The sequence below is a fragment of the Pseudomonas sp. LTR0 genome, from assembly GCF_036630035.1.
GTDB classification, from domain to species: Bacteria; Pseudomonadota; Gammaproteobacteria; order Pseudomonadales; family Pseudomonadaceae; genus Aquipseudomonas; species Aquipseudomonas putida_Y.
Window position 1 is genome coordinate 2,289,401 of record NZ_CP123734.1, and the last position, 21,580, is coordinate 2,310,980.

The following is a 21,580-nucleotide window of genomic DNA, read 5'->3' on the forward strand; positions in this document are numbered from 1 at the left end:
CAAAGGGTGTTGAGTCGCCATCAGTCTTCTTCCTTGAGCATGATGTGCGTGTCGTTGACCAACACCGACAGCATGATCTGGCGGCCACGCGGTGGAATGCGCAGTACTTGCCGCCAGCTGGCGTTTTCATGGCCTCGGTAGTCGGCAATCACCGCGACGAAGCGGGTTTCGGCGTGGATGGGTTCGAACGGGATGTACTTGAACTGGCCAGGGCGCAGCAGGTAGTCGTCACTACGGATATAGGTACTGCGCAGCGCCTTGGCCGGGTCCTGCTCCAGTAGCTGGTACACGGTGTTGCGCAGCAGTGAGTCGTCGCGCAGTTGCAGGATCGTGATGGCAATGGGCGTGGCGACCAGCGCTGAGGCAACGCTTGTGGTGCGCGGCAGGGTCAACGCCACCTGAGGGTCGTCGTAGCTGCCGGGGCCGCTTTCTTCCAGGGGCGAGCGAGCCGGGTCGCTCTCGTCTCCTTCGTCCAGCTCGACGGGGGACATGGCCGGGAATTGCGCTTGAAGGTATTCGAACAGAACCCCGATTTTTTCGGTCAATGCATAGGGGTCGCCAGCACTCAGGGTCACAGCGTAGGGGCTGGGGGCCAGGGCGCGATCCTGATCGGCTGCGACGTCAAGGCTGTTCGGATTACCGTTGAGGGTAGGGCTGGCATTGATGCTGAATGCGACCTCGGTCGGGTGGTCCTTGGGCGGCCCGATGGGCAACGAGTGGTCCATGGCCACCTGGCTCATTCTGCTCAAAGAGGTGCAGCCGGTGGGCGCGACCAGCGCAAGCAGCAGGGGGGCGAGCAGAAGTGAATGAGGCTTCATGGGTATGCTCCGGCAATCAGGCGCTGCAGTGGGCTCTCTTGGAGTGCCCCTTCACCGTCTGCTGCATCCAGCGCTGCCAGAGGGTCACTCCCCATGGCTGCTTTGAAGACCGAGCAGATCTCGACGGCTGGTTGGGGGGTAGAAGGCTGTGCCGGGCAAGCGAGGGCAGGCGCTTCGGCTATCAGGCGGTCGAGCACCCTCGGGTCCGGGTTGAACAGGTCCTCCAGCGAGCGTGTGCAGGCCTGATCCTGGGTGTACTGAACCTGTAGCCGATAGGCACCAATGAGAAGCTGGTCACCCTCAACCAGGCGCCTGGGTGAAAGCGGCCCCAGGCTGTTGGCACTCCCATTGACGTAGGTGCGGTGGCAGTGGTCGATCACACAGAAGCTGCCTTCGATCCAGCGGATTTCGCAGTGGATGGGCGCAACGGTCTGATCGCGGTCATTGATCTGCCAGTTTGCTCGCCCGCTGCCGATGGTGCCGCCCTTGCAATCGAACAGGTGACGAGTAGTAACGCCGTGCTGCAGTTGATCGAGGTTGGTGATACTCAGGGTGACTGTGCTCATGAGCGCCCCCGGATGCGTACAACCGGGCTGATCTGGCCATGCCGGTCGTCGACGAAGCTGGTCCAGCCCAGGTAGGCGGCCTGGCTGCGGTGCAAGCAGAAGGGTGACAACGCGCTTTGCTTAAGGCGCAGTTCCAGGTCGTAGGCCAGCCCGTCACGCAGCAGAAAGTCGATCAGTGCACGCAAACGGCCGAAGTTGATGCCGCTGGGCAGCAAGTCCCGCAGCTGCGTCTGGTCGAGTTCGCTGATCACGATGGTGAACTTGCTGCTGCGGGTGCGCGTGCGGCTGCCAATCATGAACGTGCTGCCCAGCTGGCCGTTGGTCCGCCCCAGGCTTGCAAGCTGCCTGGACGTCGTGACGACTGATCGCGTTTCGAACTCGCGGATGTGCACTTGCTTGAGGTCGAAGCAGTGCGCAATGATGCCGGCCACAGTACCCGGCGCACGGCTGCGGCTGGCGATCACGCCGGCAAAACTGAGCAGGCGGCTCCAAGGCAGCGCCGTGTCCCCTCGCAACTGCTTGTCGTTAAGCCCCAGCAGGGCAAACATGTACTGCGAGAACCCGTCACTGGCACCTGGCTGGAAGCGGATGTAATAGCGGTACTTGCGCCAGATACGGTGCAACAGGCTGAGTAGGTAGTGGTTGAAAAAGTCGAAGAAGGCCGGCCGTACACCGATGCCATGCGCATGTTCATACGCCACCTGTTCCAGGTAATAGGTGGGCAATGGCGAATCGGTGCCGTGCAACCCCAGGAACGTGGCAACGATGCGGTAGCGCTCGTCCTCAACGGACATTCGCTGGGCTTTGTACACGTCCGATACGGGGAAGGTCAGCCGTGGGTCGCAGGCCAGGCGCACGCGCAACCGGGTGGCCTTGTCCGGCCAACGCGGTTCCAGGTCATCGCCATGCAGCCCGTGCAACCGCTCCAGCAACTGGAAGAAGTTGTACTGGTGCGCTTTGCAGAGCAGCTTGTCGGCTAGATCAGCGGTTGCTTGCCGGTCTGTATGGGCCATGTGTAGTGCTCGTTATTGGTGGTGTTGATCACTTCCAGCTGGTGGAAGGAATTGATGCTGGCGTACAGGGCGAAGAAGTGGGCGAGCACACAGCTGAACAGGTACAAGTCGCCTTCGCAGAGGAAGGCGGTCTGGTCCAGTTTCAGCTGGGTGTGCAGGCCGCGAATGGGTTGCCCCTTGATCAGCCAATCCATGGGCTGCGTGTGAATGTCGCGCATGCCTTCCAGGCGTTTACGGGTGGTGCGGGCCTGCTGGATGTCGTGCAGGGCCATGAAGTCGTAGGCACGGATCACCGCTTTCAGCGGCTCTACCGAGAGCATGGACAGGTAGTTAAGCGACATGTTGGAGATCAATGCCCACTGCAACTGGCCGTCCAGCACTGGGCGACAGGGGCGGGTGGGTGTACAGAGATTGGTGTAGGTGGCCAGTGGCGGCGTAAGCTCGGTCAGGACGTTGATGTCATCGATGCCCAGCGCCAGTGGTAGGTCCCGATTGGTGCAGGTCAGGTCGATGGAGGCGGTTTCCAGTTCGCCTATGTAGCTGTTGGCGTCGGCGCGGACGAAGGCGATTCGATGCATGACGCCATTGCCGTGCAGGCACTCTTCCAGCTGGCAGCGGTAATACAGCGCCGTGCGCCCTTGGACGTGTTCGATTTCATGGGCGAATGACTCGAAGGGACGGAAGGTCCGAAGGTGCTCACCCGTGTTCCCGTCAGTCGTCGTTCGGGTGCTGACCACCTGGTCGACACTGAAGATTTCGTAGCCGTGCGGCGTTGTGCCCTTGGGCGTCAGTGGAACCATGGCGTCCTTGCCGGACAGGTCGATGGGCTCGGCGCTGTGCTGGAACAGGTTGACCGCAGGTGCGCAGAACAGGTTGAAATCTGCTTTGCCGACACGTAGCGAGTCGGGTAGCTGGCGCGTGAAGTGAAATTCGAGGATTACCTGCTGGCTATCATGAGCTGGCCAGATTTTTTCCAGGCCGGTAACGCTGAAAAAGTGGAAGCGTTGAGGGAACGCGAAGTATTCCTGCAGGATGCGATAGCCATCAAAGACGTTCTGTGGGTAAGGCAGCAAGGCGTCGTTGGGGCTGAATCCTGGGAATGCGATGCTGTTTGCCGGCAGCCGACGAACCTGGCCATTGATGGTCACGCTGACATGCTTGAGGTATTGAGAAACCCACAGGTAAAGCGTGCAGACGGTACGGATATCGCCGCTGAGGTAAAAGTCGAGGCTGGTACAGCCCAGGCTGTTCAATGGCCGATCGACCAGTGTTTGAAGGCCGATGCAGACCACAGAACTGTCGGATGTCCGGGTGGCGGCCACCGTGTCGATCTCGAACGGATGAATGTTGACCGCTGTACAGGTGCGGAACTCGCAGGCCACGCCGTCTACCGGTTTCGAGAACAGCCTCGACCCCTTCGGGATGTGCTGAGACTGGCTGAGGGATTGCCTCACCGGGCTGAACTTGATGATCGTCGCGCTGGGCAGCGGCCGCAGGTAGTTCGGCCACAGCAACTGCAGCATGGGATGGGTCAGCTCTGGCAAGTCGTCTTCCAGCTTCAGCCGTAGCTTGGCGGTCAGGAACGCAAAGGCTTCCATCAGGCGTTCGACATCGGGGTCGCTGGCACCTTTGCCAAGCAACCGCGCGAGTTGTGGGTTGTCCTTGGCAAAGTCGTTCCCCAGTTCGCGCAGGTAACGCAGTTCTTCGCTGAAATTGTCTCTCAGTGACATCGGTCACCTCACGCGTGTGTAGCGGTTGTGTCCGTCGACCAGCAGCTCGAGTTGCAGCTGCTCTGCGTGGTTGTTGACCTGTACCAGGCAATCCAGCCTGAAATGCAGCTCCAGCGGGGCACGGGTATCGGGCACTGCGTTGAGCGTGCGTACCTGTATGCGTGGCTCGAAGCGCTGGAGGGTGCGGCGAATATCCGCGCTCACCTGCACAAGCAAGTCACCGTTGCTCACGTCATGCCCGTTGAAGTCGCGCAGGCCCAGCTCGGGGCTGCTCTGGGAGCACCCCTGGCGGGCATTCAGCAGCGTTTCGAGGTGTCGCTGGATGGCGGCGAACTTGTGGGAAGCGTTCTCGCGTTGGGAGGCCTCCCGGCGGGTGCACTGGTCCAGCATCAGGCGATCAAAAAGACCACTCATTGCGTATCGAGCCGCCCGACCAGGGAGATCTCGAAGTTCGCGCCCATGTACTTGAAGTGCGGACGTACGGCGAGCGAAACCTGGTACCAGCCCGGGTCACCCGCAACATCCGAGACCTCAATACGGGCGGCACGCAGCGGTCGGCGGCTGCGAACGTCGGCAGACGGGTTCTCCTGGTCGGCGACATACTGCTTGATCCATTTGTTCAGCTCGGACTCAAGGTCACGGCGCTCTTTCCAACTGCCGATCTGCTCGCGCTGCAGCACCTTGATGTAGTGGGCCAGCCGGTTGACGATGAACAGATAGGGCAACTGGGTACCCAGTTTGTAATTGGTCTGTGCCTGGAGCCCCTCAGGGGTTTTCGGGAAATGCTTGGGCTTTTGTACCGAGTTGGCCGAGAAGAACGCGGCGTTGTCGCTGTCTTTGCGCATGGTCAGGGCGATGAAACCCTCTTCGGCCAGTTCGAATTCCTTGCGGTCGGATATCAGCACTTCGGTAGGAATCTTGGCCTGCAACTGACCCAGGGATTCGTACAGGTGAACCGGCAAGTCTTCGACGGCACCGCCCGATTGTGGGCCGATGATGTTCGGGCACCAGCGGTAGCGGGCGAAGCTGTCGTTGATGCAGCTGGCTAACAGAAAAGCAGAATTGCCCCACAGGTAGTTGTCGTGCTGCCCGGAGATGTCTTCGTTGTAATTGAAGCTCTCGATCGGTTGTTCCTGCGGGTGGTAAGCGGAGCGAAGCATGAAGCGCGGCCCGGTCAGGGCGACGTGGCGGGCGTCTTCGCTTTCACGAAAGGCGCGCCACTTGGCATGCCGTGGGCCGGCGAAGAGGTCTTTTATTTCCTTGAGGTTAGGCAGCTCCTCGAAGCTGTTCAAATTGAAGAATTCGGGGGCAGGTGCAGCAAGAAAAGGGGCATGAGACATGGCACCAACGGAGGCCATGTAACTTAGCAACTTGATGTCAGGGGAAGACGGGCCGAAATTGTAGTTACCAACCATGGCTGCAACCGGCTCTCCCCCGAATTGGCCATAACCTGCGGTGTAAACATGTTTGTAGATACCGCTACAGGTAATGTCCGCAGCATTTTCGAAGTCGTCGAACAAGTCCTCTTTAGTAGCGTGCAGGATTTCGAGCTTGATGTTCTCCCTGAAGTCCGTGCGGTCGACCAGAAGTTTCAGACTGCGCCATGATGATTCAAGCTGCTGGAACTCCGGTTGATGCAGAATGGCATCCATCTGTTTGCCTAGAATTCGGTCGATTTCGGCAATCATCTGGTCGGCCCGGTGCTTGTTGATCAGTTGATCCGGGTCATTGCTCTTGAGGATTTCGGCGATGAAGGCAGATACGCCCTGCCTGGCAATCTGGTAGCCCTCCTGGGCAGGTACCAGTTTGGTTTCTGCCATGATCTGGTCGAGCAAGGAGGCATTGCTCAACGTGTCGGCGGTTGCTTCTGTGGTGATGGCGGTGCTGCTTGGCTTGGGCATGGGGACGCTCCGTGGTCTCAATCTTTTTCTGGCGCCTCGAGCACCAGGTCCAGTTCTTGGGCGAGCTGTTTACGCGCCTGCTCGTTGTTAAGCAGGTGCTGCAATTGCTTGCGGAAGGCCGGAACATTGCCCAGCGGGCCTTTCAGGGCGACCAGTGCTTCGCGCAGCTCCAGCAGCTTGTTCAGCTCGGGCACCTGGCGCGCTATCCGGTCCGGCCCGAAATCGTTGATGGACCTGAACTGCAGGTGCACCGCCAGCTCGGTATCCGGGGCGGTGCTGAGCCTGGACGGTACCGCCACGTCCAGGCTCACGTTTGCGTCGTTCAACACGCTGTTGAATGTATGTTTATCGATGCGCATGACCTGGCGGTCCTCAAGCGCACGGCTGTCATCCAGGCCGAAGTCGCCCAGCACCAGCATCTTGTGCGGCAGTTCCACCTCAGCCTGCTCATCGCTAGTAGCGGGCACATACCTGATATTGACGCGTTCTTTCGGCGCAACGGATCCCGTATTTTTAGACATCGGTACGCAACTCCCTGTTGGGTTGTAGGATGTTCAGGTGCTAGTTGTGTTTATTGTTGTCCCGATCTTGTGGGAAGATTCCTACAAATGTTTAATTGGTTGGGTTGTTTGCCCGTTCTCTATAAAAACCATGCACGGAATACTGCTCTTTGGTCGAGCGTTAAGATGTAATTAAATATTTGTTTGTGTGCATTCGGTACTGTGTAATAGGCTTCTGCTGGATTTGTTTGAATCGGTCGCGTGGGCGCATGGGTATTGCTACTTGGTTGTAGGAAAGTTCTTTGTGCCATATAGGCCATTTGTACTATTCAGAGAGTAAATTCAGGATGATTAACCGCTGTGCATATGGCGCCGGTCTCTCGTTGCTGTTTTGTCTGCAGCCGGTGCTGGCAGGCTCCACGCGGGACTGTCCCCGGATTGTGTCCAACATCGAGCGACTGGCCTGTTTCGATCAGGCTGCTGGCACCCCGGCGTACACGCCAACGCGGCAATGGTCTGCACCGGAGCAGCAGGCCCCCACTGTGTTGCGCGTGATGGCAAATGAAGCTGAACGGGCACCGGATGACCTGACGTTTCGCATCGGGAGCCCGACCCAGGACGGGGCAGGCGCACCAGCGCTTGTGATTTCGGCGCCCGCCATCGCATCGGGTGACGAACGTGCCTACATGGCAATCAGTTGCATCCAGGCCATCTCCCGGCTACAGCTGATTGCCAGGCGTCCGATCGAAGCAAGCTGGGTCAAGGTACGCTTGAGCGGGGAGGGCTGGTCTACCCGTGAGACGCCCTGGCAAGTGATGGAGAACGGCCAAGTGCTCGATGCCGGGCGGGGCCTGCCCGCCATCGAGCAGATCAGGAAGCTGATCGGTGCCCAGCGTATCGAGGTTGTGAGTGATCACGGTGAGGTCGACGGGCTGATCTTCGATGCTCAAGGCCTTGACCCCTTGATCAGCCGGGCGCGAAGCACATGTCGGTGGTAGCGCAGATATCCGCGGAAGAGGTCACTCGGTTGCTCGCGCCGATTGATCCGGCAGTTCCGGCCGGCCTGTTCGATGTCGAGGACGAAACCTATCAGGCCATTGATCAGGAGATGGTCAAGCTGGGTGGGCTGCAGGACGCCTCGATCGACTGGGGCTTTATCGATGAAGCGTCCCGTCAGTACCTTAGCGAGCAATGCAAGCACCTGCGAATCGTTGCGCACCTGAGTGCCGCATGGTTGCGTAGCGGCTGCTGGCAGCGGTGGGGATGCACCTTAGCGTTGCTGGCCGGCATGCTCGAGTGCTACTGGGAGGCCGCTCATCCCAAGCCGGGACCGAAAGGCTTCCTTGGCAAGCGCAAGCTGGTTGCCCTGGTGATCGATCGCTTGGCCGAGGCACTCCCGCGTCTTGATCGTTTTACCTACACCCCGACCCACGCAGCGGCAGCGCAGGCTGCCTTGAAACGCCTGCAACAACAGGAAACGGGGCAGCTGGACACGGCAGCACTCGGCGAACTTGAGCGCCTGCTGCGCAAACACTCGGAGCTTGCCAACGGTGTTGGCGAGGCTGCTGTGCCCAAAACGCCGGCTGCAACCGAGAAGCCTGCACCGTTGGCCGATGTCATCGCCACACCTGTGTCACGCATGTCGATGGGCAATGAGCGTGAGACACGCCGGGCCGTGCTGTCCATGGCCGAGCTCATCAACCAGCAGGACCCTTACGACGCTACCGGCTACCAGTTACGGCGTTTCGGTTTGTGGGCGCACATTCAGATTGCTCCCCAAGTCAGGCAGGGCAACCGTACGGAATTGATGGCGGTTCCGCTGGATATCACGCGGGTCTATGAAGAGGCCATAGCCAGTCAGGTGGTTGACCCCGCCTTGCTGCAGCGCGTTGAAAAGAGCCTGACGGCTTGCCCCTTCTGGATTCGTGGCAGCTTTCTGGCTGCGACCGTCGCCACACAGCTGGCGATGTGCGAAGTGGCCGAAGCCATCCGTGGTGCCACCGCCCGGTTTGTGCAGCGCATGCCGGCGCTGCAGCAGCTGTGCTTCAGCGACGGCATGGTATTTGTCGACGACCAATGCCTGGCCTGGCTCAAGGGCACCCAAGGGCCGTCCGGCCAAGGTGCAACCCCCCAGGAGTTCAGCGGCCTGCGCGAGGAGTTGGTAAGCCAGCTGGAAACCGGTGGCGTAGAACCGCTGCTCCTTCGGCTGCAAGGGCTGCAAGCGGGCTTTCGTGCTCCCCGTGAGCGCTGCCACACCACCGTGATTGCAGCCGATCTGCTGGCCGCGCGGGGTGTGTCCTGGCTGGCCCAGGACCTGTGCGCCAACGTTGCCCGAACCATGCAGCAAACCTCCGCCAGTGCGTGGGAACCCGAGGTATTTCAGCGGCTTCAGCAGTACGCCGCTTCCCCAGTGCTGGCAGTTCAAGACAAGGATCAGGAACCTCGATGAATCAAGTATGGACGCAACTCAAACGTTGGGGCTGGCCGTGGGTAACGCGCATTGGCCTGGCGCTGCCGCTGCTGCTCGGGCTTGGCGCTTTGCTGATGCTGGTCGCCATCTGGTGGCTTGGCCCGCAATGGACGTGGCGTGATCAGCAGCCGCTGGCAAGTGTGGCTCATCGCAGCGTGGCAAGCCTGTTACTCGTGCTGGTGCCGCTTCTGTGCTGGCTTGGGGTACTGCGCACGCGCTTTCGCCGCCTGCAAGCGGAGCGCCGCCAGGCACTGGCCGCCGAACAGGATGTAGCGCTACCGTTCGTGCAGGCGCAAGAGCGGGCCTTGAGCCAGGGGCTTGAGCGGTACCTCGACAATGCCGGTGGGCGACGCGCGTTGTACCGGCTGCCTTGGTATCTGGTGTTGGGCGACGAACAGTCCGGTAAAAGCAGCTTCATCGACCGCACCGATCAGCGCTTTACCCTGACGCGTATCGACCAGGCCCAGGCGCGGGGCCGACAGGCTGAAGCACTGGCCTACCCGGTAGGCTGGTGGGTCAGCGACGATGCCGTGATTATCGACCCGCCCGGTGTTTTCATCAGTCAAGAACCACTGGCGGGCTTGGCGGCCAACGATCCCTCTGACGCCTCCGCGCCGCCCGGCATCCAGGCCCGGTTGTGGGAGCACCTGTTGGGCTGGCTGCAGCGAAAGCGAAGCCAGCGGGCGCTCAATGGTGTGTTGTTGGTGGTCGACCTGCCGGCGCTGCTGCATGGCAAGCCCGAGCAGCGTGTCGCGCTGGCCCATGGGTTGCGCACCCGCCTGTACGAAGTGAGTAGTCAGTTGGGGGCGCGCCTGCCGCTGTACGTGGTACTGACCAAATTCGATCTGCTGGACGGCTTCGACCAGTTCTACAGCAAGCTTTCGGCCGCCAAGCGTGAAAGTCTGTTGGGGTTCACCTTCAAGCTGGATGCGGTTGACGCGTTTGACGCCTGGCTGGATGAGTATGACGAGCACTACGGGCGACTTCTCACCCAATTGCATGAGCAGGTCATCGACCGGCTGGATGTACTGGGCAAGACAGCACCGTGCGGGCGCCTGTTCTCACTGTATGCACAATTGATCGGGTTGCGCCCCATACTGCAGGCATTCCTACGCGAAACCTTGGCGAGTGACCGGTTCACCACGACCCCCTTGGTACGTGGTGTGTACTGGTCGTCAGTGGTACAGCAAGGCGACATGCGCAATGCCTTTGTCCGTGAAGCGGCTCAGCCCTACACGACGAAGCTTCCCCTGCGTGAAGGTAAAGCGCAGGGGAAGGCGTTGGTCTATTTCATCCAGCAAGCATTCAGGCGGGTTATCTACCAGGAAGCCGGGCTGGCGGGTGACAATGTTCGGGTTGCGCGCAGCAAGCGCCACTTGCTGTGGGTGGGCTCTGGTGTAGGCATCCTGGCGTTCAGTATCGCCATTGCCAGTTGGCAGCGTTACGCCGATATCAATGGCGCCAAGGCTGCCAGTGTGCTCGCCAAAAGCCAGGAGTACAGCGGTCACGAAGTCGATATGCGTCTTGATCCGACCGGGCGCAACCTGCTGGAGCCGCTGGACCAGATTCGCGACGCGGTGGCGGTGTTTGGCGACTATCGTGCAGCCTGGCCGGTGGTTGCCGATTTGGGTTTGTATCAAGGGCGCAACATTGGTCCCTTGGTTGATGAGGCGTACCTCAGCTTGTTGTCGAAACGTTTTTTGCCGGCCTTGGCCAGTGGTGTGATCGATGCCATGAACGCAGCACCACCTGGCAGCGAGCAACAAATGGCCGCGCTCAGGGTTTACCGGATGATCGAGGACCGTAACAGCCGCCGGCCCGAATGGGTCGAGGACTGGATGGCCCGTCAGTGGCAACGCGCCTTTCCTGGCCAGGGGCAGTTGCAGCGTGACCTCATGCAGCACCTGAAATACGCCTTGGCCTATGCCGATACCGATTTGCCGCAGTACCGCCAGCGGATCAGCGAAGTGCAGCAGACGTTGCGCAAATTGCCGTTGCCGCAGCGGGTCTATGCAGGGCTGAAACAACAATCGTACCAGCAGTTGCACGCCGGGCTGGACCTGCGCCACCAGGTAGGGCCTGCGTTTGATGTGGTGTACCAGCCGTCTTCCGGGGACAGGCAAGGGGATGAGGATGTAAGGCTGGCCGCCATGCTCACCGCCAAAGGTTTCAGGGAATACTTCGCGCCGCGCAGCCAGCAGTTCGCTGAAATGGCGATGGTTGATCAATGGGCATTGGGGGAGCGCAGTCAACTCGACTATTCGGACGTTGACCGCGATGCGCTGACCGAGCGGCTTTATAACCTCTACAGCGCCGATTATATTGACAGCTGGCGGCGCGCCCTGAACGCTTTTACGGTGGCTGACTTCCGTGATCTGGACCATGGTGTCGCGATCCTGGAGCAGTTGACCGGCCCCACAGCACCTTTGCAGCGGCTGCTGGACACGGTCAGGGATAATACCTCGCTTGCACCTCCAGCAGGTGTTGAAGCACCGGGTGAGCTGAGTACGTTGTGGGCAGCAACCGGAAAGCCTGAGCAACAGCAAGCGTTGGCCATCCAGCGGGCGTTTGCAGGCTTGGGCGCCATGCTGCAGGCGACAGGAGAAAAACCGAGCTACTACGATGAAACCCTGGGCGCTGTTGCGGCCGTGCTGGACTACGCCAAGGCCATACAGGACAGCCCGGACCGCGGCAAGGCCGCGTTGCAAGCCGTGCATCAGCGCTTTGCGATGACAGGGCAGGACCCGATCGGCACCCTGCAACGTGTTGCCACAGGTTTACCGGAGCCCATCAGCCACCAGGTCAGAAAGCTCGCCGACCAGACTGCCCAGGTGCTGAACGTTGAAGCACTGCGCGAACTGGAGCGACGTTGGGATGCTGAAGTGTACAGTTTCTTCCAGCAACGTCTGGCAGGCCGCTACCCCTTTATGGTGAAGGCACCCGATGCTTCTTTGGATGACTTCGAAGCGTTCTTCGGGCCGAAAGGCCGCCTGCAGCAGTTTAATGATCGGTATCTCAAGGTTTTCCTGAAGGACAACCTTGAGGCCTTGCAGTCCACTCAGCACGGGCAATCCCTGATTCGTGCCGACGTAATCGAGCAGCTCGAGCTGGCGGATCGCATTCGCGAAACCTTCTTCGATCAGCGTGGCAAGCTGAGTGTGCAGTTCAGCATCGAGCCCTTGGGGCTCAGTGCGAACCAGCGTACCAGCCTGCTGGACCTGGATGGCCAGTTGATTGCCTACACCCATGGGCCAAGCCATATCACGGGTATTGTCTGGCCCAATACCCTGGGGCAGCAGGTCCGTAGCAATCTCACCTTGCTAAGGCAAAATGGCAACAGCAGCAGCCTGGAATACCGTGGCCCTTGGTCGATGTTCCGCTTGCTCAGCCGCGGCGCGCTCAATGGCCGGACTGCGACCAGCGTGGATCTGAGCTTCAGGACCGGAGATGGCGTGATGCGCTATCGGCTTAACGCTGAAAAAGCCTTCAATCCCATTACCCAGCAACCATTCAAAGGCTTCCGCTTGCCCCGAGGCCTATTGCAACAGCCAGCCAGTGTGGTGCAGGCGGTGCTATCGGATGGGCGGCGACCATGAGCATCGTCAGGGGCGCAGTTCATTGACTGGGCAAGCTTTCGAAACCTGGGTATGCGCTGGCTGCCCCCGGCCTTTACTTACTCCACAGCCTCGGCCACGCCCTGATCCTCACCCAGGAATCCGCCACTCTGGTGCTGCCACAACCGTGCATAGGTACCCTTTTTAGCCAACAGTTCGGCATGGGTGCCTTGCTCGATGATGCGCCCTTCATCCATCACGATCAGCCGGTCCATGGCTGCGATCGTCGACAACCGGTGGGCGATGGCGATAACGGTCTTGCCCTGCATCATCTCATCCAGGCTCTCCTGAATGGCCACCTCCACCTCCGAGTCCAGCGCGCTGGTGGCTTCGTCCAGCAGCAGGATCGGTGCGTTCTTCAGCATCACCCGGGCAATTGCAATGCGCTGGCGCTGGCCGCCAGACAGCTTGATGCCGCGTTCACCCACCAGGGTGTCGTAACCGCTGTTGCCCTGGCGGTCGCTGAGCTGGCTGATGAAACCATCGGCCTGGGCACTGGCCGCAGCGGCGCGGATCTGTGCTTCGGTGGCATCGGGGCGGCCATAGGCAATGTTGTCGCGAATCGAACGGTGCAACAGCGAGGTGTCCTGCGTGACCATGCCGATGGCGCTGCGCAGGCTGTCTTGCGTGACCTTGGCGACGTTCTGCCCGTCGATGCGTATTTCCCCTTTGTCCACGTCGTAGAAGCGCAGCAACAGGTTGATCAAGGTGGACTTGCCGGCGCCGGAGCGGCCGACCAGGCCGACTTTTTCGCCCGGACGAATGTGCAGCGTCAGCTCATTGAGCACCTGGCGCTCACCGTTGTAGTTGAAACTGACCTTGTCGAAGCTCACCGCGCCACCCGTGGTGACCAGCTCTGCAGCACCCGGCACATCCTGCACCTTGGGGCCGCGGGTGAGGGTGGCCATACCGTCCTGCACGGTGCCGATGTTTTCGAACAGCGAGGTAATTTCCCACATGATCCAGTGCGACATACCGTTGACGCGCAAGGCCATGGCGGTAATCGCCGCCACGGCCCCGGTGCCGACCTGTCCCTGGTGCCACAGCCACAGTGCATAGCCACCGGCACCAAAGATCAAGCCCACCACCAGCGCCTGGTTGACGATTTCGAACTGGCTCACCAGGCGCATCTGGCGAAAACCGGTCTGCTTGAAGTCTTCCATGGCTGCGCGCGCAAAGTGCGCTTCGCGGTTGGAGTGCGAAAACAGTTTTACCGTGGTGATGTTGGTGTAAGCGTCAGAAACCCGCCCGGTCATCGACGACCGGGCATTGGCCTGCTCCTGGCCGACCTTGCCCAACCGGGGTACGAAATACAGCATGGCCAAACCGAACAGCACGACCCAGGCAATGAAGGGCAGCATCAGTTTCAGGGCAAAGCCGCCGGCCAGGGCAATGATCGCGATGAAATACACGCCAATCCCGGGCAGGATTTCGATAAGGGTGAACAGCACATCGCGCACTGCCAGTGCCGTCTGCATCACCTTGGTTGTGACCCGGCCAGAAAACTCGTCAGAAAAGAACGACAAGCTCTGGCGCAACATCAGGCGGTGAAAATCCCAACGCAGCCGCAGCGGCAGGTTGATCGCCAGCACCTGGTGCTGAACCATGGTGCGCAGCGCCACCAGCCCGATGCTGACCACTAGGACGATGCCGATCCCCCACAGCACACGGCTTTCCTCGGGGCCAACAGTACCGCCTGCCTGCCAGGACGCGAGCAGGTCGACCACCTGGCCCAGGAACGCGAATAGCCAGGCTTCGTATATCGACACCCCGGCACTGAGCAGCGCCAGCGCCAGGATGTAGCCACGGGCGCCGCGGGTACAAGCCCACATGAAGCGCAACAGGCCAACGGGCGGCGGTGGTACCTCGTCGGGTGGGAAGGGGTCGAGCCTACGTTCAAAGATACGCAGCATGCTTGTCTCCGAAAAAACGGTTTTTGCTTAACCGGTAACCATACAGCACATCAAAGCATTCGCCTGTAGGTAGGCGCCGCTGAAGCAGGTCCGTGTGGTCGGCGCCTGAAACCCACTGCATTGCTATAGCGGTGAAGCAAGGCCTGATCTGAAGCGTGCGACTGCGGGCTTGCCTGTGGCGACTTTTCCCGCCATTATCCAGCCATACCTACGCAACGGGCTTGCCAGCATGTCCACATCCAACCACGCCATTTCCGCTTCGGGCTTCATCGCTCAGGCAGACGCGTGCGTTGCCGTTGCCAAGAAATCCAAGAAACAGCCGCTCATCTGACCGAGGCGCGCTGTCTCGTCAGGTGGGCTGACGAGACAGAAGGCGCCAGGTATCCCTGCCACCACTTCCACTCTTCGCCCTGCTGACGCTGACTTTCGGTCAACATCAGGAGTTTTTGCATGTCGAATTTCCGTGGTATCTGGATCGCCCTCGTCACGCCAATGCGCGCTAATGAAATTGACTTCCCAGGCCTGGAAAAGCTGGTGAAGAAGTTGCTCGAAGACGGTGTGACCGGTTTTGTGGTGTGTGGGACCACGGGTGAGGCGGCGGCGCTGTCCAAGGCCGAGCAACTGGCGGTGCTGGATGCCATGCTGGCCTGGGTGGAGCCTGGCAGGGTGGTGATGGGCCTGTCAGGTTACAACCTGCGTGAGTTGCTGGCCTTCCAGGCTGAAATCCAGCAGCGTGACATTGGCGGGCTGCTGGTTCCCGCACCTTGCTACATTCGCCCTTCGCAGGCTGGCATCGAAGCCTTCTTCGCCACCGTGGCCGATGCCGCCAGCGTGCCAGTGATCGTCTACGACATTCCCTACCGCACCGGCGTACGCATCGAACGCGAAACCCTGCGCCGTATCGTGCGCCATCCACGCATTGCGGCAGTGAAAGACTGTGGCGGTGACAGCGAGACGACCATGGCCCTGATCGAAGACGGCCACGCCCAGGTGCTGGCCGGTGAAGACCTGCAAATCTTCAATAACCTGTGCCTGGGTGGGGCAGGGGCCATTTCGGCCTCCGCACATGTTCGCGCCGACCTGTACGTACGCATGGTGCAGCAGGTCGACAGCGGTGATTGGGCCGCCGCGCGTGGCACGTTCTACCAGTTGCTGCCCTGGATCAAGGTGGCCTTTGCCGAGCCCAACCCGGCTGTGGTCAAGGCGGCGTTGCAGCTGCAAAGCCTGATTGCAGACGAGCTGCGCGAGCCCATGCAGGCGTGTACGGATCCCACCCGAAGCAAGCTGCAAAGCGTGCTGTGTTCACTCGACGCGTGAAGCGGCAGCGGTTGATGGCGGGTTGAAGAGCAGCCACGCTCTGGGCCTGGGCCGGCAGGCGCTTTTCCACTGGCTGATACACCAGCCCGGCAAACTCACCCACGTTGCCTGCCAGGGTGAAGCCGTAGCGTTGGTAGGCGGGTACAGAAGACAATGACGCCTTTACCGTCATCACCTCAGCTCTGGCATGGTGTGCGTTGATTGCGGCCTCAAGCTGCCGTGGCAGCGCCCGGCTTGCGTTCGCCAATCAGGATGTCTTCGAAGAATGCCCCGACAGGTTCGGTAGGGTGGCACAGCTGTATCTCCAGCACCCACACCACCTCGCTCGGGACAATCTCCACCTCGGCCAGCTTGTCCTGGCTATACAACACATGCGGGAAGTCGGCGATGCGATGCCCGGCCAGGTTGCGCTCCAGCTGCCAACCTTTGGCTTGGGCACTGCGCTCGGCGAAGTCATACAGTTCACGCCCGGTCAACCCGCGGCCCCAGGCCTGACGGGTCTCGTCGAACACCTCATGCAGTGCCTCCACGCAGGCGTGGTGCAAAGCGTGCTGGCCAAACACGAAGGTATCGCCATAGTCACCTTCATAGCCATCCCATACCGGCCCAACGTCGACCACGACGATGTCCGTGGTACGTAGCACACGTTGAAGGTCAATGCCTTGCCGTGGCGTACGCACGGTATCGTCACCAAAACGGATGTAGGTGGGGTGCCAGGTGTGTGAGGCGCCCATCGCCTGCAGGGTATGCGCGGCCATCTCCAGTGCCTGGGCGGTGGTCATGCCGACCTGTAGTTGGCTGGCAATGGCGGCCACGGCCCGTACCGACTGTTCGCGGGCTGCGAGCATGCCGTCCAGCGAATAACGTGGGCCGACCTTTTCCAGCTGAGGGTGCAGCGTGCTGGCTGATGAAGCCTGCGTTGTCAGTGCACCGCTGGCGACAAAGGCCTCGGCCACAAAGCGATGGGGTTGTACCCCTGCTGCAAGGCATTGCTCGCGGGCCTGGGTGATCATCGTGGCATTGCCACAGGCATATACCTGGGTTTCGTCCCAGCGATGCGTCTGGCTGAGCGCCACCTGTTGTATACGTGCCTGGGCCGAGAGCACCGGTTGCCAGCGAAAGTGCGGGTGCACACGGCTGGACACATCGAGAAATTCGCGGTCATAGAAATCCGCCGGCGAAGAGCCGCCCCAGTACAGCGTGACTTCGGCATCGCCGGCCAAGGCCGTCAGCAGCAGCGGCTTGATGCCGGCGTAACCTGTGCCGGTGGCGAAAAGGATCAGCGGGCGCTGGTCATCGTGCTGCCAGGTACAGGCGCCCAACGGGCCTTCGAGCTTTACCGTTGCACCTGCTTGCAGGGTGGGCAGCAAACCTTCGGTGAACAGCCCACCGCTGACCTTGCGGATGTGAAACACCAGTTGCCCTTGTTCCTGGGCAGGCAGGTTGGCAATGGAGAAACAGCGGCTGTCACCGTTGTCCAACTGAAACCGCATGTACTGGCCCGCCCGCACCTCCAATGGCTGAGCAGGCTGCAGCACCAGCTCGACAATATCTGCGCTCAGCGCGCGCTGGCCAACGACCTGTGCCTGGGTTTGCAGTGCCGGGGCGTCCAGTGACCAGCCGGGTATTTCCAGGCGCATGTCGCTGCAGGCGTGGCTCTGGCACAGCAACATTTCGTCGGCGGCCAAGGGATAGGAAGGCGGCGGTGTGTCCGCATCCCGCTGCTTGTCCTGATGCTGCCCCGACACCACCTTGACCTTGCACGAGCCGCAGGCGCCGCGGCGGCAGGAGAAGGGTACCGGCAGGCCGCTGGCGAGCATGGCATCGAGCAGCAACTCCTGGCTGGCTTCGAAGGTTTTGCCCGAGGGCGACAACTCAATGACGTGGCGGCTTTGCATGAACACCTCGGGGCAAATGGAGGTTTCGATTGTTGCTATAGTCCAGGACCAGCAGAACCTCCAGTTTTGGATATTTCGTATGGTCCAGCTTCGTAAATGGCAGCCACTGCTCAAGCTCGATGGGGCGCAAGCTTCGTACCGGCAGATCGTCGAAGGGCTGGTGGCCGCAATCAGCGAGGGTCGCCTACGCCCTGGCACGCCGTTGCCGGGCACGCGGGAGATGGCGCAACTGCTGAACGTCAATCGCAAGACCGTGATCCTTGCTTATGAGGAAGCCGAAACCAAGGGTTGGCTGCAAAGCGTGCAACGCCGGGGCACCTTCGTCAGCCAGCAACTGGCGCCAGGCACCGCGGCCGTGCCCAGTGCCGTGCGGCCTTTTGCTCTGGCGCTGCCAGAGGAGCCTGCCGTTGCCTACTTCAAGGCGAACGAACAGGCTGTAGCGCAGCAAGGGCGGCCAGGGGCCTTGTTCTTCGACAACGGCGCCTGTGACCACCGCCTGCTGCCACAGGCTGTACTGCACCGTTATTACCGCAATGCCTTGCGCAGCAGCTTCACCAGCAACAGCGTGCGCCATGGCAGCGAGTGCAGCAGCCGCAATCTGCGCAGCGCCCTGGCCGATATGCTGCGGCACAATCGCAGCCTGAACGTTGGCGCCGAGCATATCTGCCTGACCCAGGGGGTGCAGATGTCGCTGTCCCTGGTGGCCAGTGTGTTGCTCAAGCCGGGTGACGTTGTGCTGGTCGAGCGCCTGAGTTACCCCCCCGCCTGGGAGATCTTCCGTCAGCTGGGTGCCCGCCTGGTGACTGTGGAGCTGGACCATGAGGGGTGCCGGGTCGATCAGCTAGATGCCCTGTGCCGGCAGCACAAGGTGCGGATGATGTACATAACACCCCATCACCAGTTCCCGACCACGGTCAGCCTGCCAGCCGGGCGCAGGCAACAGCTGCTGGAGCTGGCGCGCCAGCATGCCTTTTGCGTGGTCGAAGAAGATTACGACTACGAATACCACTTTGCCGGGCGGCCTTATCTGCCGTTGGCCAGCGACCGCCAGCAACGGCACGTGATTTACATCGGCTCACTGTCCAAGCCTTTGGGCAGCACGTTCCGTTGCAGCTATATCGTGGCACCGGTGGAAGTGACAACCGTGCTGGAACGCAGGGCGATGTTGACCCTGGGGCAGGGCGATGCAGTCATGCAGCAGATGTTGGCGGACCTGATCAATGATGGCGAACTGAAGAAGCACTTGCGCCGGGTCAACCGCGAGTACCGGCGCCGGCGTGAGACCTTGTTGGGGTGTTTGCGCGATGCGTTCGGTGAGCAGATCAGCGTACAGGCGGCAGAAGGTGGTCTGGCGCTGTGGGTGAGGTTTGCCGATGGGATCAACGTGGATCAGTTGGTCGACAAAGCGTTGGAACTGGACCTGGTGGTGCGCAGCGGGCGGCAGTTTTCACCGTTTGGCCATGCCGAGAATGCCTTGCGCCTGGGGTTTGCTTCGCTGGATGCGGATGAGATCCGGCAGGCGACCCAACGCCTGGCAGACGCAGCGAAAGCGATTGGCAAGGCGCGGTAGCGGATGGCACGGGCTTCGCCCGTGTTCGCGGGCAAGCCCGCTCCCACAGTGATCGCGCTGGCCTCAGGATTTATGCAAAAGGGTTAAGCCATCAAGGGTTTCGAGGCCTCTGGGTCTCAACGCATTCCGTTCGGTTACCGCACATAACCGCATCACGGCGTCTCAAGCCTGCGCCAGTACCTCCGATAGCAGCACACCCACCCTCGAATCATCGATCAGAAGTGGTGCCAACAAGGAGTACTGCCCGCATGCTTGCAAACCTGAAAATTCGCACCGGAATGTTCTGGGTGTTGTCGCTGTTCAGCCTGACCCTGCTGTTTTCGACTGCCAGTGCCTGGTGGGCTGCCGTGGGTAGCGACCAGCAGATCACTGAACTGGACCAGACTGCGCACCAGTCGGACCGGTTGAACAATGCGTTGCTGATGGCGATTCGCTCCAGTGCCAATGTGTCTTCGGGCTTTATCGAGCAGTTGGGTGGCCATGACGAGAGTGCAGGCAAGCGCATGGCGCTGTCGGTGGAGCTGAACAACAAGAGCCAGGTGCTGGTCGACGAATTTGTCGAAAACGCCCGCGAACCCGCCCTTCGCGGGTTGGCAACCGAGCTGCAGGCTACCTTTGCCGAATACGCCAAGGCGGTGGCGGGGCAGCGTGAAGCGACCCGCCAGCGTTCGCTGGAGCAGTATTTCAAGGTCAACAGCGATGCCGGTAATGCCATGGGGCGGTTGCAAACCCTGCGCCAGCAGCTGGTGACCACACTGAGCGAACGTGGCCAGCAAATCATGCTCGAGTCCGACCGGCGTCTGGCCCGGGCACAATTGCTGAGCGTGTGCCTGCTGGGCATGACCGTGGTGCTGGCGGTGCTGTGCTGGGCGTTCATTGCCCAGCGTGTGTTGCACCCCCTGCGTGAAGCCGGTGGGCATTTCCGGCGCATTGCCAGTGGCGACCTGAGCGTGCCGGTGCAAGGGCAGGGTAACAACGAGATCGGCCAACTGTTCCATGAGCTGCAGCGCATGCAGCAGAGCCAGCGCGACACCCTTGGGCAGATCAACAACTGTGCCCGGCAGCTGGACGCCGCTGCCACGGCGTTGAACGCGGTCACCGAGGAAAGCGCCAACAACCTGCGTCAGCAGGGGCAGGAGCTGGAGCAGGCCGCGACTGCCGTGACCGAAATGACCACGGCAGTGGAGGAGGTGGCGCGCAACGCGATCACCACCTCGCAAACCACCAGTGAATCCAACCAGCTGGCCGCGCAAAGCCGCCGGCAAGTCAGCGAAAACATCGACGGCACCGAAGCCATGACCCGCGAGATCCAGACCAGCAGTGCGCACCTGCAGCAGTTGGTGGGGCAGGTGCGGGACATCGGCAAGGTGCTGGAAGTGATCCGCTCGGTGTCCGAGCAAACCAACCTGCTGGCGCTCAACGCTGCCATCGAGGCGGCCCGTGCCGGTGAGGCCGGGCGCGGCTTTGCGGTGGTGGCGGATGAGGTGCGCACACTGGCCTACCGCACGCAACAATCGACCCAGGAAATCGAGCAGATGATCGGCAGCGTACAGGCGGGGACCGAAGCTGCGGTGGCTTCCATGCAGGCCAGCACCAACCGCGCCCAGTCGACACTGGACGTGACTCTGGCCTCGGGGCAAGTGCTGGAGGGCATCTACAGTGCGATCGGCGAAATCAACGAGCGCAATCTGGTCATTGCCAGTGCGGCCGAAGAGCAGGCTCAGGTGGCGCGGGAAGTAGACCGCAACTTGCTGAACATCCGCGAACTGTCGAACCATTCCGCGGCAGGTGCGCAGCAGACCAGCGAGGCGAGCAAGGCGTTGTCGGGGCTGGTGGGGGAGATGACGGCGTTGGTGGGGCGGTTCAAGGTTTGAGGCGCTGCGCCTGCGTGGAACATTAAGATAAGGTTAAACTTATTCAAAGTTCCCTTTGCGGGTTGACTTCGATACTACGCTTGAATAAAGTTCGACCGCCCCGAGCGCGGGGCCTTTTTTCCCTTCACTGAAGAATTCAATGGACACAGTATCTAGTCGCTGCCTGACCCCTGCCGTATGGCCCGGTCAGGCACTTGAACCGGAACACCGGTCCCGACACCCCGGTCGGGCAAGCCGCGCCAGAGCCTGATGCTCCCCGTGACTTGCCGCCGCCGGTGTTGGCCGGTTGGAGGCAAGCTCATGAACCTCACTTCATTCGTTTCACATCGCCAGCCTGCGTGCCTTGCACCGCGGCAGGCCCGCGCCTGGCCGCGGCGTCTGCACGGCTACCTTGAC

At 61.0% G+C, this 21,580-nt stretch carries 15 protein-coding genes and 1 pseudogene; 6 read left to right on the forward strand and 10 right to left on the reverse strand.

Annotated features, from left to right (window positions below):
- Positions 1–20: 20 nt before the first annotated feature.
- The 7 genes from tssJ to tssB are packed head-to-tail and all read right to left on the reverse strand — an operon-like array spanning position 21 to position 6,549.
- Positions 21–818, reverse strand: coding sequence for a type VI secretion system lipoprotein TssJ (tssJ, locus tag QCL51_RS10500; RefSeq protein ID WP_084851651.1), 798 nt, complete (start codon positions 816–818; stop codon positions 21–23).
- Entirely contained in the window at positions 815–1,384 is a 570-nt protein-coding gene (locus QCL51_RS10505; protein WP_028697031.1) for an FHA domain-containing protein, read from the reverse strand. The genes tssJ and QCL51_RS10505 overlap by 4 nt, the downstream gene beginning before the upstream one ends.
- The gene (gene tssG, locus QCL51_RS10510) at positions 1,381–2,397 is read right to left on the reverse strand and encodes a type VI secretion system baseplate subunit TssG (RefSeq protein WP_028697030.1); all 1,017 of its coding nucleotides are present in this window, start codon (positions 2,395–2,397) and stop codon (positions 1,381–1,383) included. The genes QCL51_RS10505 and tssG overlap by 4 nt, the downstream gene beginning before the upstream one ends.
- Positions 2,361–4,127 (reverse strand): type VI secretion system baseplate subunit TssF, encoded by a 1,767-nt coding sequence (gene tssF / locus QCL51_RS10515; RefSeq protein ID WP_028697029.1) that lies wholly within the window; start codon positions 4,125–4,127, stop codon positions 2,361–2,363. Before tssF ends, tssG begins: the two co-directional genes overlap by 37 nt.
- A gap of 3 nt (positions 4,128–4,130) precedes the next feature.
- Positions 4,131–4,541, reverse strand: a complete 411-nt coding sequence (gene tssE / locus QCL51_RS10520) for a type VI secretion system baseplate subunit TssE (RefSeq protein ID WP_084851648.1) — start codon at positions 4,539–4,541, stop codon at positions 4,131–4,133.
- A complete protein-coding gene (tssC, locus tag QCL51_RS10525; RefSeq protein ID WP_103462378.1) occupies positions 4,538–6,028 on the reverse strand; it encodes a type VI secretion system contractile sheath large subunit in 1,491 nt (496 codons plus the stop codon). The genes tssE and tssC overlap by 4 nt, the downstream gene beginning before the upstream one ends.
- Positions 6,029–6,045: 17 nt before the next feature.
- Entirely contained in the window at positions 6,046–6,549 is a 504-nt protein-coding gene (gene tssB / locus QCL51_RS10530; protein ID WP_028697026.1) for a type VI secretion system contractile sheath small subunit, read from the reverse strand.
- A gap of 326 nt (positions 6,550–6,875) precedes the next feature.
- Between tssB and vasI the strand changes: the two genes are divergently transcribed.
- From vasI to tssM, 3 genes are read left to right on the forward strand one after another with little or no spacing between them, the layout of a single operon-like run.
- Positions 6,876–7,526 carry a type VI secretion system-associated protein VasI gene (vasI, locus tag QCL51_RS10535; protein ID WP_172402857.1) on the forward strand — a complete coding sequence of 217 codons (651 nt, stop codon included), beginning with the start codon at positions 6,876–6,878 and terminating at the stop codon, positions 7,524–7,526.
- Positions 7,514–8,977 carry a type VI secretion system protein TssA gene (gene tssA / locus QCL51_RS10540; protein WP_028697024.1) on the forward strand — a complete coding sequence of 488 codons (1,464 nt, stop codon included), beginning with the start codon at positions 7,514–7,516 and terminating at the stop codon, positions 8,975–8,977. Before vasI ends, tssA begins: the two co-directional genes overlap by 13 nt.
- Positions 8,974–12,594: a type VI secretion system membrane subunit TssM gene (gene tssM, locus QCL51_RS10545; RefSeq protein ID WP_028697023.1), complete on the forward strand. Its 3,621-nt coding sequence runs from the start codon at positions 8,974–8,976 to the stop codon at positions 12,592–12,594. The genes tssA and tssM overlap by 4 nt, the downstream gene beginning before the upstream one ends.
- A gap of 77 nt (positions 12,595–12,671) precedes the next feature.
- Here the strand turns inward: tssM and QCL51_RS10550 are convergent, their stop codons facing one another.
- Positions 12,672–14,525 carry an ABC transporter ATP-binding protein gene (locus QCL51_RS10550; protein WP_028697022.1) on the reverse strand — a complete coding sequence of 618 codons (1,854 nt, stop codon included), beginning with the start codon at positions 14,523–14,525 and terminating at the stop codon, positions 12,672–12,674.
- Between the two features lie 450 nt (positions 14,526–14,975).
- Between QCL51_RS10550 and dapA the strand changes: the two genes are divergently transcribed.
- Complete coding sequence (dapA, locus tag QCL51_RS10555; protein WP_021784957.1) at positions 14,976–15,842, forward strand: 4-hydroxy-tetrahydrodipicolinate synthase; 867 nt, start codon at positions 14,976–14,978, stop codon at positions 15,840–15,842.
- 52 nt (positions 15,843–15,894) lie between these two features.
- On the opposite strand, the pseudogene QCL51_RS10560 reads toward dapA, so the two are convergent.
- Positions 15,895–16,050 (reverse strand): annotated as a pseudogene (locus QCL51_RS10560) (GNAT family N-acetyltransferase); the annotation flags it as partial.
- Position 16,051: 1 nt separating this feature from the next.
- Positions 16,052–17,740 (reverse strand): NAD(P)H dependent flavin oxidoreductase family protein, encoded by a 1,689-nt coding sequence (locus QCL51_RS10565; RefSeq protein WP_021784956.1) that lies wholly within the window; start codon positions 17,738–17,740, stop codon positions 16,052–16,054.
- Between the two features lie 79 nt (positions 17,741–17,819).
- Here QCL51_RS10565 and QCL51_RS10570 point away from each other — a divergent pair, with 79 nt between their 5' ends.
- A complete protein-coding gene (locus QCL51_RS10570; RefSeq protein WP_021784955.1) occupies positions 17,820–19,310 on the forward strand; it encodes a PLP-dependent aminotransferase family protein in 1,491 nt (496 codons plus the stop codon).
- A 248-nt stretch (positions 19,311–19,558) separates the two neighbouring features.
- Positions 19,559–21,184: a methyl-accepting chemotaxis protein gene (locus QCL51_RS10575; RefSeq protein ID WP_021784954.1), complete on the forward strand. Its 1,626-nt coding sequence runs from the start codon at positions 19,559–19,561 to the stop codon at positions 21,182–21,184.
- Positions 21,185–21,580: the final 396 nt, after the last annotated feature.